The following is a 16749-nucleotide window of genomic DNA, read 5'->3' on the forward strand; positions in this document are numbered from 1 at the left end:
CGACTATTTTTTTGCAATATTCCACCCGTCTGCACCTGCCAGCTTCTTTAATGGGGAATATATCTCTAAGCGACAAGTTTTTTTAAGCGCTGAACCGTTTCTGACAGCAGGGTATTTTCATTAATGCCTTGCTGGAGAAACTTTTTAATCTCGGCAATGACAGCAATTGCCTGGTCGATAGCCGGGTTGCTGCCATGAGCATAGGCCCCGATATTAATTAAATCTTCAGCTTCGCGATAGGTTGCCAATAAAGCACGCAATTGCTGCGCACATTGCACATGTTCAGTCTCAACAATTTCCAGCATGACCCGGCTGACACTGGCTAAGATATCAATGGCCGGATAGTGATTTTGTGCAGCCAAATTCCGGCTCAACACAATGTGTCCGTCAAGAATGCTGCGAACCGCATCGGCTATCGGCTCGTTCATATCATCCCCGTCAACCAACACGGTGTAAATTCCGGTTATTGATCCCCGGTCGCCAGTACCTGAGCGTTCGAGTAATTTTGGCAGCATGGCAAATACGGAAGGAGTATATCCCCGGGTAGCCGGCGGTTCACCTACTGTCAGGCCAACTTCACGCTGTGCCATGGCAAACCGGGTCACGGAATCCATCATCAGCATAACATCCAGTCCCTGATCCCGGAAGTATTCAGCAATGGCGGTGGCTGTCATGGCTCCCTTGAGCCTGACCAACGCCGGCTGGTCTGATGTCGCAACAACGACAACCGCTCGTTTTAACCCTTCCTCGCCTAAATCCCGTTCAATGAATTCCCGTACTTCCCGGCCACGTTCACCAATAAGAGCAATTACACTAATATCAGCCTCCGTATTCCGGGCTATCATGCCTAAAAGGGTGCTCTTGCCCACACCGCTGCCAGCCATAATCCCTACCCGTTGGCCTCTGCCAAGGGTCAGTAAGCTGTCAATAGCCCGAACACCGACACCGAGTTTTTCTGAGATGCGCCGGCGGGCTAAAGGTGGTGGCGGCACAGCAGTAAGCGGGTATTGACTGTTACTGTTCAGTGGACCTTTGCCATCAATCGGATTACCAAGTCCATCCAAAATCCGGCCTAACAGTTGACGCCCTACATTTACTTTAAGCACTCGATGAGCCGATACAACTTCACAGCCTGGACCAATACCCTGAATTTCACCGACAGGCATTAACAGCACGCGATTCTCTCTAAAGCCTACAACTTCGGCAGGAATCGGTTCACCCGGATTGCGCGGGTAAATGTAGCACAATTCTCCGAGGTTTACATGCGGTCCCTGCGATTCAATCACCAGACCGATTATCTGGGTAATTCTACCATTTAATTTCATGGTGTCGGCACTATATATAGCGGAGAGATATTTTGATGGATCAAATGCTGGGTTCATGGCAGCACTTCCTGAATGGCTTTGTAAACCAATTCTAATTTGGTATCCAGCCTGGCATCGACCGTACCCAGCGAGGTGTCAATAACACAGCCTCCTAATGGAACAATGGGATCAACAGTTACACTAACCGCATTTTCCCTGCCAACCATAAGCTGCAAATCGCGTTTGGCCATCAGTACCATTTCATAATCTTCGGGATTGACTCGAATAGTAATTTGTTCCTGGTCGCGAACCTTGCTTAATGCTTCTTTCACAATTGGCAAAATGGCAGTTGGGTTTTCTTCCAGCTCCCGGGCCAGTACTCTTTTGGCTACAACAAAAGCAATTTCGACAATCTCCCGTTCGGCGTCAAGAATCATCTGCCGGGCCGCTTGTTCTGCCGTCCCGACGATTCCCTGAGCCTTCTCCAGGGTCAACTGCATAGTCTGCTGCATATCAGCCAGTGCTGTTTGTTTTCCTTGTTCAAGCCCTTCCTGCTGACCTTGCTCAAGGCCTTCCTGATAGCCCTTATTGTGGCCTTCTTCATAAGCCTGCTGTGCCAGTTCGTGCGCCTTGCTTTCAGCCTCAGTCAAGCACTTGGCTGCAGTTTCTTCCGCCTTGGCGATAATTGTCTCAGCCTCATACCGGAAAGCCTCCAGGTCGATTGCAGGCACAACCGGCTCCGGCTCCTGTTCACGCACCGGCTCGGGTGCGATAATCGGACGGGCTTTGATAATTACCGGGCAGTTTTTTTCGAAGAACACACTTTTTATGATCTTAGACAATTATTTCGTCTCCTTTACCACGAGAAACAACGATTTCACCCGATTCTTCGAGACGACGTATATTATTAACAATTTTCTGCTGCGCTTCTTCCACATCTCTTATACGTACCGGACCCATGTACTCGATTTCTTCGCGAAGCATTTCACCGGCCCGTTTGGAAATATTTTTGTAAACTTTTTCAGATACTTCGCTTGCGGTTGCTTTAAGCGCCAACGCCAAGTCTTTGTTGTCAATTTCTCTAAGCACAAGCTGAAGCGACCTGTCGTCGAGAAGAACAATATCTTCGAAAACAAACATCCGCTTTTTAATTTCTTCAGCCAGCTCAGGATTTTGCACTTCCATGTTTTCAATAATGGTTCGTTCAGTAGTCCTGTCAACCCGGTTAAGAATATCGACAACAGAATCAACGCCACCGGCAGCTGTAAAGTCTTGCGTCACCAGTGATGATAATTTGCGTTCAAGAATTCTTTCCACATCACGGATTACATCAGGCGAAGTCCGGTCCATCGTTGCAATCCTGCGGGCAACGTCCACCTGCCGTTCAGGCGGCAATGCGGAAACGATAGCGGCAGATTGCTCCGGCTGAAGATAGGCCATAATTAATGCAATGGTTTGAGGATGTTCGTTTTGGATAAAGTTAAGTAATTGACTGGGGTCGGTTTTGCGGGCAAAGTCAAACGGCCGGATTTGCAGACTGGTAGTTAACCGGTTGATAATTGATACGGCTTTTTCGGAGCCCAATGCCTTTTCCAGCACTTCGCGGGCATAATCCAGACCCCCGTTGGAAATATATTCTTTAGCCACACACATTTGATGAAACTCAGCAAGCACTTTATCTTTTTGTTCTTGTGACAATTTTCGCTGATTGGCAATTTCCAGCGTTAATTTTTCAATTTCATCTTCACGCATGTGTTTTAACACCTGGGCTGAGATGTCAGGCCCCAGAGCGATCAACAAAATTGCTGCTTTTTGTTTTCCTGTCATTTCATTTGACTGGTACATGGCCTAAACACCTCTCATTACTCATCCGCTAACCAAACCTTAAGAATCTGAGCTACATCTTCAGGCCGTGATTTGGCAAATTTCTCTATCGAACCTCTTTGCTCAGAGCGTTCTTTTTCCTGAGCGTTTAATTCTTCTTTAGCTGCTTCAGCCTCCAGGTCAGCTATCGGCTGCGGTTCAAGCGCAAGCGCTGCAAGCGCCTCTTCCTCTTCGCGGCGGCGGGCATAGCGTCTGTAGTAGAAGTAGAGCAATGCAATAACGGCAAGAACAGCCAGACCAATGGCCAGCATATACACCTGCTGCTGTCTTTTCGCCATTTCCTCTTCTTCTTTACGTTGTTTGTCTGCCAGCTCTGTGTTGAACTGTATGGTTTCTACCGCAATGGCATCACCGCGTACCGGATTAATGCCAATAGCAGAAGCCACCGTTTTAGTAAGGCTGTCCTGCTGCGATTGCGGAATAGAGGCATCAACGAGAACAGCAACAGTTAACCGCTTGATGGAACCAGGGGTACTTACAACCTTTTCCTTGGTTTCATTGATTTCATAATTGCGGGTAGCTTCTTTTTTCTCGTAGTTTGACTCTGAGTTATTATTGGCGGCAACATAGCCCGGGATATTAGAAGTTGTTCCGGGAACGCCACCCGGCGCAGCCGCCGAATTTCCCTGATAACTTTCATTGATTTCGTGCGAACTGCGAATGATGCCTTTGTCATCGACAACAGGTTCAAAAACCTGCCGGTCCAAGGTACGCTGATCAAAATTAAGCTCAACATTCACCCTGGCCGCAGCCTTTCCTATTCCCAGTGTCTGGTCAAGCAGTGACTGCACATTTTTTTGCAAATCATCCTGTACTTTTTTGGTCATTTCAAACTGGGTGAGCGCAGCAGTGCCGGCAAGCGGCGGAGCTTCTTCCGACTGATCATTCAAAACCCGTGCAAGATTGTCAACAACCGTGATATTTTCCGGCTTCAGCCCCTGCACACTATGAGCCACCAGATTAACAATCCCTTTTACCTGCTGCTGGGTTAACTGGGCTTGCGGCTTGAGTTTCAGCATAATGGATGCCGTGGCCGGCTTTTCAGTTTTTTTATAAAGACTGTCCTCAGACATAACAATATGTACTCTGGCTTTTTCCACTTCACCCATCTGTTCAATGGTTCGCGTTAATTCTCCCTGAATGGCTTGCAGCAGGTGTACTTTGTTTTGAAATTCCGTAGTGCCAAATTTGCTCTGCTCAAAAATTTCAAAACCTTTATTTCCTCTGGGCAAACCCTGGCTGGCCAAATCCAACCTAAGCTTATGTACATCTTTAGAAGGGACTAAAATGTCAGCGCCCTTGCTTCCTGTTTGAACTTCATACTCAGCCTTCATCTCTTTTAGTTTCGCAGTAACATTGCCTGCATCTTCAGCTTCAAGACTAGTAAACAAAGGTACATTATCCGGGCGGCTGCCCCACCAATAACTCCACAGTAAAATAGAAAGAAATATAAATGCGGCTGTACCAATAATAATATACTTATGTCTTTTATTCATGTTTTGCCAAAGACGCAGAGACTGTTCCTTCAAATCAGCCATGTCTCCACCCTTTCAGTTACGGAAAAATATGCCCAAACTCATACAGTAGTCAGACTACAGCACAGATACCCGGCAATGGCAGATATCTGTGCTGTTTTCATATTAAACCTGCATTCTCATAACTTCCTGATAAGACTCAACAACTTTATTGCGGACTTGCATGGTGAGCTGCAGCGCAACAGATGCCTTTTCAGCAGCGATGGTTACTTCGGCAATATCTTGAATCTTCCCGGCCGCCAGGTTTAAAGATGCTTGTTTAGATTGATTCTGCAGGTTATTTACACTATGTAGCGCATCTTGTAAAAACTCGCCGAAGGTTTTCTCCGATTCTTCTGTTTGGGCAATCGAAGCGGTTTCCGACAAAGCATTTTTGACAGGCATTAATTTTAAAGCTTCAATTTTCATTTATTGTCTCCTACTTTCCAATATCTAAGGCCTTCAGGGCCATACTTTTGGCAGCGTTGACAGCCGCTACATTAGCCTCATAGGCTCTAGTGGCAGTAATCATATCAACCATTTCACTGACAATATTAATATTAGGCATTTCCACATAGCCATCCTGGTTGGCATCAGGATGATTAGGATCGTACATAAGTTTAAGGGGAGCGTTATCCTTAATAATACCTGTTACGCGAACGCCCTCGCCTGACTCCATCTGACGGGACAACAGCTGACCGAAGGAAGCTTGTTCAGAACGCGGTTCAAATACTACCATTTGACGGCGATAAGGACCGCCTTCCGCGGTGCGGGTAGTATTAACATTGGCTATATTATTAGAAATAACGTCCATACGCAGCCTCTCTGCCGTCATGCCGGAAGCTGCAGAATCAATGGCCCGAAACAATCCCATAATTAGCTTCTCCCTCCACTAATTGCTGATTTGATACCAGCAAAATATTTGTTGATTTGTTGCGCAACTGCATCATAGTAAATAGAGTTTTTTGCCAAACCGGCCATTTCGCTGTCAATGTCCACATTACTGCCGTCACTGCGGAAAGAAGTAGTGGTAATCGTGTGAATAGTCGGCTCAACATTAGTAATGCCTGTTGATTTTATCGGCAAATGCCGGGCGTGTGTCCTGGCAATTGCCGGTTTGCCAGCACTCATGGCTAATTCCAGCTGATCTTCAAAACTTACTTCACTTTTTTTAAATTTTGGTGTATTAACATTGGCAATGTTATTACTGATAACTTTATGACGAAGCGAGGCTGCGCCCAACGCTTTTTCCAGTACCGATACCTGTGTTGATTTTAAAAGTGAATCAAGCACTTGGCTGGCCCTCCTGTATGTTCAGATTGCACACCACGCCTCAGGTGCTGCGCGTTAGCTATAACCTTATGCATATTTCTACAAAATCTATGAAAATCCTTTAAAAAACTTCCAGCGGATTATTAAGTTTTCCTAAAAAAAAATTCCAACCACTTAACAGTGGCTGGAATGTAATATTGATTTTTTATAAGTCTGTTTTATTTTTTGAGTTTTTTCAACTCATCCAATAAGCGTTCATTAAGCACTTTAATATAGGTGCCTTTCATGCCAAGCGATTTAGATTCAATTACGCCGGCACTTTCAAACTTACGTAAGGCATTAACAATGACTGAGCGGGTAATACCAACACGGTCTGCAATTTTACTGGCGACCAGCAAGCCTTCATTTCCTTCAAGCTCGCTCAGTATGTGCATTACTGCCTCAAGTTCCGAATAGGACAGAGTTCCTAACGCCACTTGCACTGTAGCCTTTTTCCGAGCTTCTTCTTCAATTTTCTCGCTGCGGTCTCTGAGCATTTCCATGCCGACAACTGTTGCACCATATTCGGCCAGGATTAAATCATCATCCACAAACTCAAGGCTGAATTTAGCGACAATCAGAGTTCCAATTCGCTCGCCTACGCCATGGATAGGCACAATAGTCGTATACTTATCGTTGAATAAGCAGGAAGTACCTTCACTAAAAGAACATAATCCACTTTCCAGGCGGAGGTTAGGTGAAGTTTGATCAATTTTGCGCAGCCATTCAACATATCTTTCCGGAAACTGCCCCAGTTTAAGCACTTTATCCCGCATGAGTTCACACTCAAAATCGTCAATCAAGGCATAGCCTAACACGCCACCGTCTTTGCTGACAATATAAATGTTAGCAGCCATAACACTGCTAAGCACTGCTGCAACTTCGCTGTATTCGACTTTCTCTGATTTTTGGAGCAGTTTGTTAATCGCGCGAGTGCGTTCTAATAAAGACATACTATTCCCCTACCTTTCATAATGTAAAACCATTAGTTTATAAAATGTAATGGCTTAAATCTTGATTAATAACAATATGGTCCAGTCTTGCTTTTACATATTCGCGATTAATAATAACCTGCCGCTCAGCAACATCAGGCGCATCAAACGCCAAATCTTCCAGAAGTTTTTCTAAAATGGTATGCAGCCGGCGCGCCCCAATGTTTTCTGTCTGAAGGTTCACCCGGCAGGCAATATCGGCAAGCTCATCAATAGCATCTTCGGTAAATTCAATTTCTATGCCTTCGGTTTCCAGCAGACCAACATATTGTTTTATCAGCGCATTGGCTGGTTCTGTAAGTATTTGCTGAAAATCTTCTTTGGATAAGTTGGTAAGTTCAACCCGGATAGGAAAACGTCCCTGCAGTTCGGGTATCAGGTCAGAAGGCTTCGAAACATGAAAGGCACCGGCAGCAATAAATAAAACATGATCAGTTTTTACCGGACCATATTTGGTAACAACGGTAGATCCCTCGACAATGGGAAGTATGTCACGCTGGACTCCCTCCCGGGAAACATCAGGCCCTGAACTTTGACCCCTGACAGCTATTTTGTCAATTTCATCAAGGAAAATAATCCCATAGTTTTCTGCCAGGTCAATGGCACTGGCGGTAACCTCATCCATATCAATCAGTTTCTGCGCTTCTTCCTGAATAAAGATTTTCCGGGCATTGGCCACGGTTACTTTGCGCTTTTTCTGTTTCTTCGGCATTATATTGCCGAGCATATCTTGTATGTTCATTCCCATTTCTTCGATTCCGGTTCCGGCAAACATGCCCATGACAGGTTGACCACTATCTTCTACTGTAATTTCGATCAGTTCCTCTTCCAGCTCGCCGCTTTGAAGGCGTTTACGCCACCATTCGCGTCCTGCGCTGGCTACCGGCGGTTCTTCCGGTTCCGGCGGCTTCTCCTGATTAGTCCCCATACTGCCGGAAAATAGCATTTCAAATGGATTTCGTGTGGTATCCTTCTTGGGAGGTGGAACAAAGTGGTCAAGAATGCGTTCATTAGCGAGGTCTTTGGCTTTGTCGTTTACCTCAAGCATTTTTTGGTGTTTAACCATGCGAATGGAGGTTTCCAGCAAATCCCGGACCATGGACTCGACATCGCGGCCCACATAACCTATTTCGGTAAATTTAGTGGCTTCCACTTTGACGAAAGGCGCATTTACCAGTTTCGCCAGGCGCCGGGCGATCTCGGTTTTACCGACACCTGTAGGACCAATCATTAAGATATTCTTAGGGACAATCTCTTCTTTAAGCTCTGCCGGCAGCTTCTTGCTGCGCCAGCGGTTTCGCAGGGCCACAGCAACTGATTTTTTCGCCTGCTGTTGACCGATTATGTATTTATTCAACTCACTGACTATTTCTTTTGGTGTAAGTTCCAGCAAAATCATCCCCCTTTAAAACTATAGTTCTTCTACGGTAATATGGTCATTAGTATAGACACAAATACCGGCTGCAATTTCAAGTGCCGTACGGGCAATGCCGGCGGCCGGCAAGTCAGAGTGCTGCACAAGCGCTCTGGCGGCTGCCAATGCATAGGGTCCGCCTGAACCTATCGCGGTGACACCGTCGTCCGGTTCAATGACTTCCCCATTGCCTGATATAATGAGAAGATGTTCGGCATCAATAACAATAAGCAGGGCTTCCAGTCTGCGTAAAACTCTGTCTAAACGCCATTCTTTAGCCAGTTCAACAGCTGCTCTCATCATGTTGCCATTAAATTCTTCCAGCTTACTTTCAAATTTGGAGAATAACGTAAATGCGTCCGCAACCGAGCCGGCAAATCCGGCTAAAACTTTACCATGATAAAGGCGGCGCACTTTTTTCGCATTGTGTTTCATTACTGTATTTTGACCAAAGGTAACCTGTCCGTCACCAGCAATAGCTGTCTTTCCCTGATGGCGAACAGCAACAATCGTTGTAGCGTGAAACATGGTATCACCTCCAAGGGAAATTTAGGCACGTGGATGCGATTTCTTGTAATTGGCTTTGAGTCTTTCGGTAGTTATATGGGTGTAAAGCTGGGTGGTCGACAAATTAACATGGCCTAAGAGTTCCTGCACGGTTCTGAGGTCTGCCCCGTTATCTAACAGATGGGTAGCAAAAGTATGACGCAGGGTATGGGGACTGACATTTTTCTTCACAGCCATTTCTTCCACATACTTTTCAACAATCCGGCGTATGCTCCGGTCAGTGAGCGGGCCTCCCCGGTTATTTACAAACAGATAGCTGTGCTGCTTTTTGGTTTGGCGGCCATATTCGCCAGTCTTAGTGCACAATACGGGGCGTGCACGCTGCAGGTATTTTTCCAAAAAAACGACTGCCGTCTTCCCCATCAAAACAATTCGTTCTTTCGCCCCTTTACCGGAGACGATAATGGTTCGTCCCTCAGCATCAATATCCGGCAGGGTAATTCCGGCAAGCTCATTAACCCGTACGCCTGTCGCATAAAGCAGTTCCAGCACCGCTTTATCCCGAAGACCAAGCGGACTGTCATCCGGCAAAGCCATTAATTCGCTAACTTCGTTAACATCCAGAAAGACAGGTAGTTTTTTTTCCAGTTTTGGTGTTCTAACTGCGTCACATGGATTTTCACTTAAAATATTTTCCCGGCATAAAAACCGGAAAAACGACCTAAGCGCCGCAATTCGTCGCATAATGGTCGCTTTAGCGTACTCTTGCGATTTTAAATGTGCTAGATAACTGCGAAGTAACAACGGGGTAACATAACTAAACGGCCTCTCACCGCCCCCCTGATTTGACACAAACTCGACAAATTGGTAAATGTCGCGCTGGTAATTCAGCAGCGTATGGCGGGAGGAATTTTTTTCAACTCGTAAATAGAACATAAACTGATCTATAAATTTGTCAATTTGATTTGTTTGTTTGTTATCACACATTATCATCATTCTTCCCGACAAAATTAATGGCTTCTGATTTTGCGGAAATTACTATTATACTAACACACCTAAGAAAATTCCGCAATATTATTGTCGTATTATTCAAATAAATTCTTCTAGCGCCGCTAATGCCCTGTCGGCAATAGCTCTGTTTTTAAGTTTCTTATCTCTGATCTTATGCCCTAAGGGGGGTATAAGCCCAAAGTTTATATTCATAGGCTGAAAATTAGACGGATCGGCCTCTGTGATATAACGGCACAAAGCGCCGTGCGCCGTCTCTTCCGGGAAAACTTTCGGTTCGAGACCTTGGGCTATCCTGCCGGCGTTAATCCCTGCGATAAGACCGCTTGCCGCCGACTCCACATATCCTTCAACACCGGTAATCTGTCCGGCAAATACAATGTTTGGCTGCTCCTTCATTTGCAATGTCGGGAGCAGTGTTTTGGGAGAGTTGATATAAGTGTTGCGGTGCATTACTCCGTAACGGACAAACTCCGCGTTTTCCAAGCCTGGAATGAGTTTAAAAACCCGCTGTTGTTCCGGCCATTTGAGGTGGGTCTGAAAACCAACAATATTATAAAGGGTTGCGGCAACATTATCCTGGCGAAGCTGTACAACCGCATAAGGCATTTCCCCGGTTTCCGGATGTCTTAGCCCAACCGGCTTTAAAGGTCCGAAACGCATGGTATCCACGCCTCTGGCAGCCATAGTTTCTATCGGCATGCACCCTTCAAAGACAACCATGTTTTCAAACGCTTTGCGTTCTGCCGTCTCTGCATGAGTCAATTCGTGCCAGAATACCTCATATTGTTCTTTGGTCATCGGACAGTTAAGGTAGTCATCATCGCCCTTACCGTAGCGGGAAGCCCGGTAAATAGTGTTCATATTAAGGGAGTCGGCGGCAATAATAGGAGCAGCCGCGTCATAAAAATACAAATAATCATTACCAGTCAGCTTGGCAATAGCCTCTGACAAAGCCGGTGATGTCAGCGGCCCGGTAGCAATAACCAGCGGTCTGTCTTCCGGTATTGCTGTTACTTCGGCAGGTATAACCGAAATACGCGGATGATTGCTCAGCGTCTCGGTAATAAACCGGCTAAAATCGTTTCTATCAACTGCCAGTGCCCCGCCTGCCGGAACTGAATGAGCATCGGCCGCTTTCATAACCAGAGAATTCAGCCGCCGCATTTCTTCTTTCAAGAGTCCGACAGCATTTTCTACGGCATCAGCTCTCAGTGAGTTACTGCAGACCAATTCAGCAAACAAGCCGGTCTGATGGGCCGGTGTCATTGTTTTGGGGCGCATCTCATACAAGTCTACAGCTATGCCTGCTTCAGCCAGTTGCCAGGCAGCTTCACTGCCAGCCAGTCCGGCTCCTAATACAGTAACTTTAGCCACTCTTTTTCCTCCGGTTAGCAGAAGCCTTCTTGGAAGTTGGCTTTGCTGCCTTGCCTTCTGCTTTTTTCGTTGTTTCTTTATTCTCAGACGTTTGCCGTGACGGGCAAGACTCGTTGCTGCAAAGAGCGGCAAAGCCGCCATTTTTATATTTATGCCGAACCATATAGGTGCCGCATACGGGACAGTTATCGTTTAACGGCAGATCCCAGGTAGTAAAGTCACATTCAGGGTATTTTTCACAACCATAAAAAATTCTGCGCCGTTTAGTCTTCCTCTCGACAACCGCACCACCGCATTTAGGACATTTCACGCCGATATCTTTCAAAATGGGTTTGGTATTCCGGCAAGTGGGAAAACCCGGACATGCCAGGAAATTTCCATACCGCCCTTGCTTAATAATCATCATTTTCCCGCAGTTTTCACAGGGAATGTCGGAAACTTCAACAGGCAGTTCCACCTGCCCGATAGCTTCTTCGGCAAAACTCAAATCTTTAGCAAAAGGATCATAGAATTCTTCCAAAACACCTAGCCAGGAGGCGTCACCTTCGGCGATAGCATCTAATTTGTCTTCCATCCCGGCAGTAAACTCAACATCAATGATTCTCTCGAAGTATTGTTTTAAGAGATCAAGCACCACAATCCCCAGATCGGTAGGATGAAACTTTTTCTCCACACGCTCTACATAACCCCGGACAACAATCGTCTCAATGGTCGGCGCATAGGTGCTGGGACGCCCGATGCCCTTTTCCTCCAGTACTTTAACCAAGGAAGCTTCTGTATAACGAGGCGGAGGTTCGGTAAAATGTTGCTTAGGTTCCAGTTTGGCAAGCTGTAAAACTTGCCCTGTTTTTAGTTCAGGCAAAGTAGTTTCTGTGTCAAGATCACTGTCAGAGTTTTGTTCCAATTCCTTGCCTTTACCGATAGCTCCACTAAAAGCGGCTAAGAATCCGGGAAATTTTAATTGTGAGCCTGTGGCTTTAAGCCTGTAATTTCCGGCGGTAATCTCAATGGTAAGGGTATCGTAGACAGCCGGTGTCATCTGGCTGGCAATAAACCTTTCCCAAATAAGCGTGTAGAGCTTTAACTGGTCTTTGGTCAAACTTTTGCCGATAGCTTCCGGCAACAGCTCAAGAGTGGTAGGTCTGACCGCTTCGTGAGCGTCCTGGGATTTCTTATTGGCGTAGACAGGCGCTTTAGCCGGCAGGTAGCTCACGCCAAACTTGTTTTCAATATAGGCTCTGGCTTCCTGCTGAGCAGTTTCAGCTATCCGGGTCGAGTCGGTACGCATATAAGTAATAAGACCGACCTGACCGGCCCGGCCAATATCAAGGCCTTCATACAGCTGCTGCGCAACCATCATTGTTTTGCGGGAAGTAAAGCCTAATTTGCGGGCAGCCTCCTGCTGCAGGCTGCTGGTGGTAAACGGAGGATATGGATTTCTCTTTCTCTCACGCTTTTTCACGTCGCTTACTACATATTCGGCATGGGTAAGCTCACTAACAATGGTTTCTGCCTGCGATTGGTTGTTGACATTCAGCTTTTCGCTGCCAACCATAAATAATTCGGCAGCAAATGCTTTGGCTGTACTTTTTTCTTTTAACTTTGCGGTAATTGTCCAATACTCTTCCGGAACAAAAGCCTGGATTTCTTTTTCCCGGTCGCAAATGAGACGAACGGTGACCGATTGCACCCGGCCGGCGCTTAACCCTTTACGCACTTTGCGCCAAAGCAGCGGGCTAAGTTTATAGCCTACGATCCTGTCAAGTATCCGTCTGGTTTGCTGAGCATATACCCGCGGCAGATTAATGGGGCGTGGTTTCTTGATAGCCTGCTGAATAGCCGGCTTAGTAATTTCATTAAATTCAATGCGGCAGGTAGTATGCTCCGAAAGATTAAGAATATGGGCCAGATGCCAGGCAATAGCTTCCCCTTCACGGTCAGGGTCTGTCGCCAGATAAACAGTATCAGCATTTTTTGCTGCATCTTTCAGACTTTTAATCAGATCGCCTTTGCCTCTGATATTAATATATTTCGGTGAAAAGTTGTTCTCAATATCAACCCCGAATTGACTTTTGGGCAAATCCCGCAAATGTCCCATAGAAGCTTTCACCATGTAATTTTTCCCAAGAAATTTTTCAATTGTCTTGGCTTTGGCCGGGGATTCTACTACAACTAGAGCTTTGCTCACTCAATTCCCTCCCTAGCGGCACGGGTATAGCGTTGTGCACTATGTTCAACCGTCAAACCCCGTAATGAAAGTTGCAATAATATATATGCGGCTGTTGCCGGCAATACCTTCAACTTTGTAACAATTTCTTCAATGCTCATGGGCTCGTCATAATTGAGTAACCCATATATGGCTTGTTCTTCTGCTGACAACGCCAGCGTTGTTGGCTTAACTGAAAAATTTTCCCAACCATATTCTTCAAGAATATCGGTCGCGCAATCGACAGGCTTTGCTCCCAGCTTCAAAAGCTTATTGGCACCTTTACTGGTGTTTGCAAAAATACTGCCAGGTACGGCAAATACATCCCGCCCTTCTTCTAAGGCAAAATCAGCAGTTATTAAGGCTCCGCTCTTTTCAGCGGCTTCCACGACAATAACCCCGCGCGCCAAAGCGTTAATGATGCGGTTACGGGCCGGAAAATGACCGGGATGGGCCATGGTACCGGGCGCATATTCAGAAACCACCGCACCGGTTTCAGCAATGCTTGCCAGCAAATTTTTGTTTTCCGGCGGATAGGCAACATCTACGCCGGAGCCCAGTACAGCTATGGTATACCCTTGCTGCTCCAGCGCCCCCTGATGGGCGGCAGTATCAATGCCACGCGCGGCGCCGCTGACAATGCCTACTCCGGCAGCAGCTAATGCTGCCGCTAACATGCTGGCGGCATTTTTCCCATAAGCCGTAGCTTTACGGGCGCCAACAATGGCGATCAGCTTATCGGTTGCCGGTAAAGTCCCCCGGTAATACAGTACATAGGGCGGATTAAAACTGTTCTGCAACAGCGAAGGATAATTGTCTGCCGTTAACGTACACAGAGAAATTCCTTTTTTAAATAAAGTGTCCGCCAGTTTATGTATATCTATCTTGTCCCGGCAGCTAAGTAAATTATTACAAATAGTAGTATCGATACATTTGGATAAAAATAAATCGCCCTGGTCAGCTAGCCAAGTCTGCCGGGCGCTACCAAAATAATCAATCAAGACCTTCATGCGTGAACTGCCGATACCTGGCACCATTTGCAGAGCAGCCAAGTAAAATTGTTCCATATCAGTTCCTCCACATTAGCTGGCATTAAACCGCCAAAACATAGCAAGCACCTGGTAAGTCATAGTACTTGCAATTATAACTGGGATAAAATCCAAAGGTCAAGAGCCAGGAGTCCCAATTTAAATATTTTTTTACAATATTTTAGCTTTTAATTAATAAAAATACTTATTAACTAAAAAATTAACTATATTTTTAGCCGCATCAGGGCAGCCAACTGCTGCAGCCCGCTGCTGTAACCGGCTAAGCTCGCCATGCTCGCCTGCCATCAAATTCAGCAAAATAGTTTTTAACTCCGGCAGCGAATCAGCCCTAAACGCTGCCCGCCTGGCTAATAAGTAGCGGGTATTTGCTTCTTCCTGCCCCGGTATTGGCCGGTAGATAATAAGCGGTACCCCCAGAGCCAACGCCTCAGATACACTCATACCGCCGGGTTTAGAGATTAATAAATCGGCAGCGCTCATAATTTCATGCACATTGTCAATATAACCCAAAATCCTTACAGGATGCTTGGCTGCTGCGGCAAAGCGCATGAGTTTTCGATACAATTGCCGGTTATTGCCGGCAATTGCGATAAACTGCAACGGTTTATCAATTTCCATACACATATCCAGGATGCTGTCCATAGGCAGGACGCCGGCCCCGCCTCCCATAATCAGGATGGTTTTCCTGTCTGAAGAAAGCGTAAGCTTATTGAGTATTTGGCTCCTGTCACCCTGTTGGCTAAACGCCAGACTTACCGGAATGCCGGTGACAGTAACAGCTTCCTGCGCAACCCCGTATTGACCTAAGTACTCCACCATGCCGGCATGGGCCACAAAATAATGGTCCAACTCCGGATAAACCCATAGCCGGTGGGTAACAAAATCTGTGACAATGGCTACCGCCGGAACTGTGAGCAGGCCGTGCTTTTTACACCAGGCCACCAGCCCCGCCGGGGTAGCGTGGGTACATACAATGACCGATGGTTGAAAACTTCTGATATACTCCTCCAGGCGCCTGGCAAGAAACCGGCTGACCAAGTCCCGTCCCATCAAAGCCAACCGGCTTTGATTACCCCAGCTATACATGGCTGCGTAAGCCTGCGGAAATATATCCAGTATTTTTAAATAGCTTTTGAGTATCGCCTGTCCAATACTTGGGTGAAAAAAATCAAACACGTTGCAGAGTTCAGTCTGGCAGGCAGTGTCAGTCATTTTGAGCATCTGACTGACTGCTTGTGCCGCCCGGATATGCCCGGCACCGACCGGCGCGCTCATAAACAGAACCTTATTGTCAGCCAATGCCGTTCCCCTGCCTGGACGCTGAGAGCCGGCCATACAGGGTAACCTGACTGTCGTCCGGACTGACAGCCAGCAATTCCTGCGCTGTTTGTCCCTTAAATATAGGTACATTGCCGGCAATCTCGGCCAGTGGAATCAATACAAACCTTCTGTCAGGCATACGGGGATGCGGTAGTTCAAGTGCCTGAACGGCCATTTCCACATTATGATATGCTAAAAGATCAACATCAATATTACGCGGTCCCCATCGGACCTCGCGAACTCTTCCCATTTTTTGCTCAGCAGCAAGACAAACGGCAAGTAATTCCAGCGGCGGTAAATCAGTATCAATGGCAATTACCGCATTCAGAAAGCTTGGCTGCTCCTTCAGTCCTACCGGCTCAGTTTCATAAAGTGAGGATACTTTTGTCACGGTAATGCGCGCATGCCTGTCCAGCAGGCTGATAGCGGTGGCAATATTATCTTCTCTGGTAGTATTGTTGCTTATATTAGAACCCAACCCTAAAAAAATCATTCGCCACGTCTCCGGACGGCTTCCACTTCCACACAATCAAGAGCAGCGGCAATGGGCACCGATGGTTTGCGTACCCTGACGGTAACTTCCTCGACCAGAGGGTGCAAGCGCAAAACCTCCCCGGCAATGTGGTAGGATAATGCCTCCAGTAATTGGAAGCGATGATTTTCCACTATTTCTTTAGTCTGGTTATATACAGAAACATAATCTATGGTTTCTTCAAGCCTGTCATTTACGCCGGCTTGCCTTAAATCGGCTTTCATATCAAGATCTACATAAAAACGCTGTCCCAATTCCCTCTCAAACTCATATACCCCGTGGAAACCGTAAAATACCATATTTTTTAAAGATATTTTATGACTCATTGCTA

At 46.4% G+C, this 16749-nt stretch carries 17 protein-coding genes; all 17 read right to left on the reverse strand.

Going from position 1 to position 16749, the window contains the following annotated elements; all coding sequences use genetic code 11:
• Window positions 1–65: 65 nt before the first annotated feature.
• Window positions 66–1382, reverse strand: a complete 1317-nt coding sequence (fliI, locus tag GT1_RS01170; protein ID WP_075755052.1) for a flagellar protein export ATPase FliI — start codon at window positions 1380–1382, stop codon at window positions 66–68.
• Window positions 1379–2146, reverse strand: a complete 768-nt coding sequence (locus tag GT1_RS01175; protein ID WP_188396787.1) for a FliH/SctL family protein — start codon at window positions 2144–2146, stop codon at window positions 1379–1381. The genes fliI and GT1_RS01175 overlap by 4 nt, the downstream gene beginning before the upstream one ends.
• Window positions 2139–3149, reverse strand: coding sequence for a flagellar motor switch protein FliG (fliG, locus tag GT1_RS01180; RefSeq protein WP_075755048.1), 1011 nt, complete (start codon window positions 3147–3149; stop codon window positions 2139–2141). The genes GT1_RS01175 and fliG overlap by 8 nt, the downstream gene beginning before the upstream one ends.
• 17 nt (window positions 3150–3166) lie before the next feature.
• A complete protein-coding gene (gene fliF, locus GT1_RS01185) occupies window positions 3167–4726 on the reverse strand; it encodes a flagellar basal-body MS-ring/collar protein FliF (protein ID WP_075755046.1) in 1560 nt (519 codons plus the stop codon).
• Window positions 4727–4828: 102 nt separating this feature from the next.
• Entirely contained in the window at window positions 4829–5131 is a 303-nt protein-coding gene (fliE, locus tag GT1_RS01190) for a flagellar hook-basal body complex protein FliE (RefSeq protein ID WP_075755044.1), read from the reverse strand.
• Window positions 5132–5141: 10 nt separating this feature from the next.
• Window positions 5142–5576 carry a flagellar basal body rod protein FlgC gene (gene flgC / locus GT1_RS01195; protein WP_075755042.1) on the reverse strand — a complete coding sequence of 145 codons (435 nt, stop codon included), beginning with the start codon at window positions 5574–5576 and terminating at the stop codon, window positions 5142–5144.
• A 2-nt stretch (window positions 5577–5578) separates the two neighbouring features.
• Window positions 5579–5995, reverse strand: coding sequence for a flagellar basal body rod protein FlgB (gene flgB, locus GT1_RS01200; RefSeq protein WP_075755040.1), 417 nt, complete (start codon window positions 5993–5995; stop codon window positions 5579–5581).
• A gap of 197 nt (window positions 5996–6192) precedes the next feature.
• Window positions 6193–6966, reverse strand: coding sequence for a GTP-sensing pleiotropic transcriptional regulator CodY (gene codY / locus GT1_RS01205; protein ID WP_188396789.1), 774 nt, complete (start codon window positions 6964–6966; stop codon window positions 6193–6195).
• A gap of 37 nt (window positions 6967–7003) precedes the next feature.
• The gene (hslU, locus tag GT1_RS01210) at window positions 7004–8398 is read right to left on the reverse strand and encodes an ATP-dependent protease ATPase subunit HslU (RefSeq protein ID WP_373325878.1); all 1395 of its coding nucleotides are present in this window, start codon (window positions 8396–8398) and stop codon (window positions 7004–7006) included.
• Window positions 8399–8416: 18 nt separating this feature from the next.
• A complete protein-coding gene (hslV, locus tag GT1_RS01215) occupies window positions 8417–8947 on the reverse strand; it encodes an ATP-dependent protease subunit HslV (protein ID WP_075755034.1) in 531 nt (176 codons plus the stop codon).
• 21 nt (window positions 8948–8968) lie between these two features.
• Window positions 8969–9922 carry a tyrosine recombinase XerC gene (gene xerC, locus GT1_RS01220; RefSeq protein ID WP_308507628.1) on the reverse strand — a complete coding sequence of 318 codons (954 nt, stop codon included), beginning with the start codon at window positions 9920–9922 and terminating at the stop codon, window positions 8969–8971.
• Between the two features lie 93 nt (window positions 9923–10015).
• The gene (gene trmFO, locus GT1_RS01225) at window positions 10016–11311 is read right to left on the reverse strand and encodes a methylenetetrahydrofolate--tRNA-(uracil(54)-C(5))-methyltransferase (FADH(2)-oxidizing) TrmFO (RefSeq protein WP_255430385.1); all 1296 of its coding nucleotides are present in this window, start codon (window positions 11309–11311) and stop codon (window positions 10016–10018) included.
• A complete protein-coding gene (gene topA / locus GT1_RS01230; RefSeq protein WP_223225986.1) occupies window positions 11304–13499 on the reverse strand; it encodes a type I DNA topoisomerase in 2196 nt (731 codons plus the stop codon). The genes trmFO and topA overlap by 8 nt, the downstream gene beginning before the upstream one ends.
• Window positions 13496–14584: a DNA-processing protein DprA gene (gene dprA / locus GT1_RS01235; protein WP_188396793.1), complete on the reverse strand. Its 1089-nt coding sequence runs from the start codon at window positions 14582–14584 to the stop codon at window positions 13496–13498. The genes topA and dprA overlap by 4 nt, the downstream gene beginning before the upstream one ends.
• Before the next feature lie 153 nt (window positions 14585–14737).
• A complete protein-coding gene (locus tag GT1_RS01240) occupies window positions 14738–15865 on the reverse strand; it encodes a glycosyltransferase (protein WP_223225987.1) in 1128 nt (375 codons plus the stop codon).
• Entirely contained in the window at window positions 15858–16379 is a 522-nt protein-coding gene (folK, locus tag GT1_RS01245) for a 2-amino-4-hydroxy-6-hydroxymethyldihydropteridine diphosphokinase (protein ID WP_188396797.1), read from the reverse strand. Before folK ends, GT1_RS01240 begins: the two co-directional genes overlap by 8 nt.
• A complete protein-coding gene (gene folB, locus GT1_RS01250; RefSeq protein ID WP_075755022.1) occupies window positions 16376–16744 on the reverse strand; it encodes a dihydroneopterin aldolase in 369 nt (122 codons plus the stop codon). The genes folK and folB overlap by 4 nt, the downstream gene beginning before the upstream one ends.
• Between the last annotated feature and the right edge of the window lie 5 nt (window positions 16745–16749).

The organism is Sporomusa sp. GT1, from assembly GCF_014634905.1.
Classification (GTDB): domain Bacteria; phylum Bacillota; class Negativicutes; order Sporomusales; family Sporomusaceae; genus Sporomusa; species Sporomusa sphaeroides.

What these genes read in the sequence shown, in the direction of transcription:
- codY (WP_188396789.1), bottom strand. Translation starts at nt 6,966, where the DNA reads ATGTCTTTATTAGAACGCACTCGCGCGATTAACAAACTGCTCCAAAAA.
- hslV (WP_075755034.1), bottom strand. Translation starts at nt 8,947, where the DNA reads ATGTTTCACGCTACAACGATTGTTGCTGTTCGCCATCAGGGAAAGACA.
- fliE (WP_075755044.1), bottom strand. Translation starts at nt 5,131, where the DNA reads ATGAAAATTGAAGCTTTAAAATTAATGCCTGTCAAAAATGCTTTGTCG.
- fliI (WP_075755052.1), bottom strand. Translation starts at nt 1,382, where the DNA reads ATGAACCCAGCATTTGATCCATCAAAATATCTCTCCGCTATATATAGT.
- folB (WP_075755022.1), bottom strand. Translation starts at nt 16,744, where the DNA reads ATGAGTCATAAAATATCTTTAAAAAATATGGTATTTTACGGTTTCCAC.
- fliG (WP_075755048.1), bottom strand. Translation starts at nt 3,149, where the DNA reads ATGTACCAGTCAAATGAAATGACAGGAAAACAAAAAGCAGCAATTTTG.
- fliF (WP_075755046.1), bottom strand. Translation starts at nt 4,726, where the DNA reads ATGGCTGATTTGAAGGAACAGTCTCTGCGTCTTTGGCAAAACATGAAT.
- xerC (WP_308507628.1), bottom strand. Translation starts at nt 9,922, where the DNA reads ATGATGATAATGTGTGATAACAAACAAACAAATCAAATTGACAAATTT.
- folK (WP_188396797.1), bottom strand. Translation starts at nt 16,379, where the DNA reads ATGATTTTTTTAGGGTTGGGTTCTAATATAAGCAACAATACTACCAGA.
- dprA (WP_188396793.1), bottom strand. Translation starts at nt 14,584, where the DNA reads ATGGAACAATTTTACTTGGCTGCTCTGCAAATGGTGCCAGGTATCGGC.
- flgC (WP_075755042.1), bottom strand. Translation starts at nt 5,576, where the DNA reads ATGGGATTGTTTCGGGCCATTGATTCTGCAGCTTCCGGCATGACGGCA.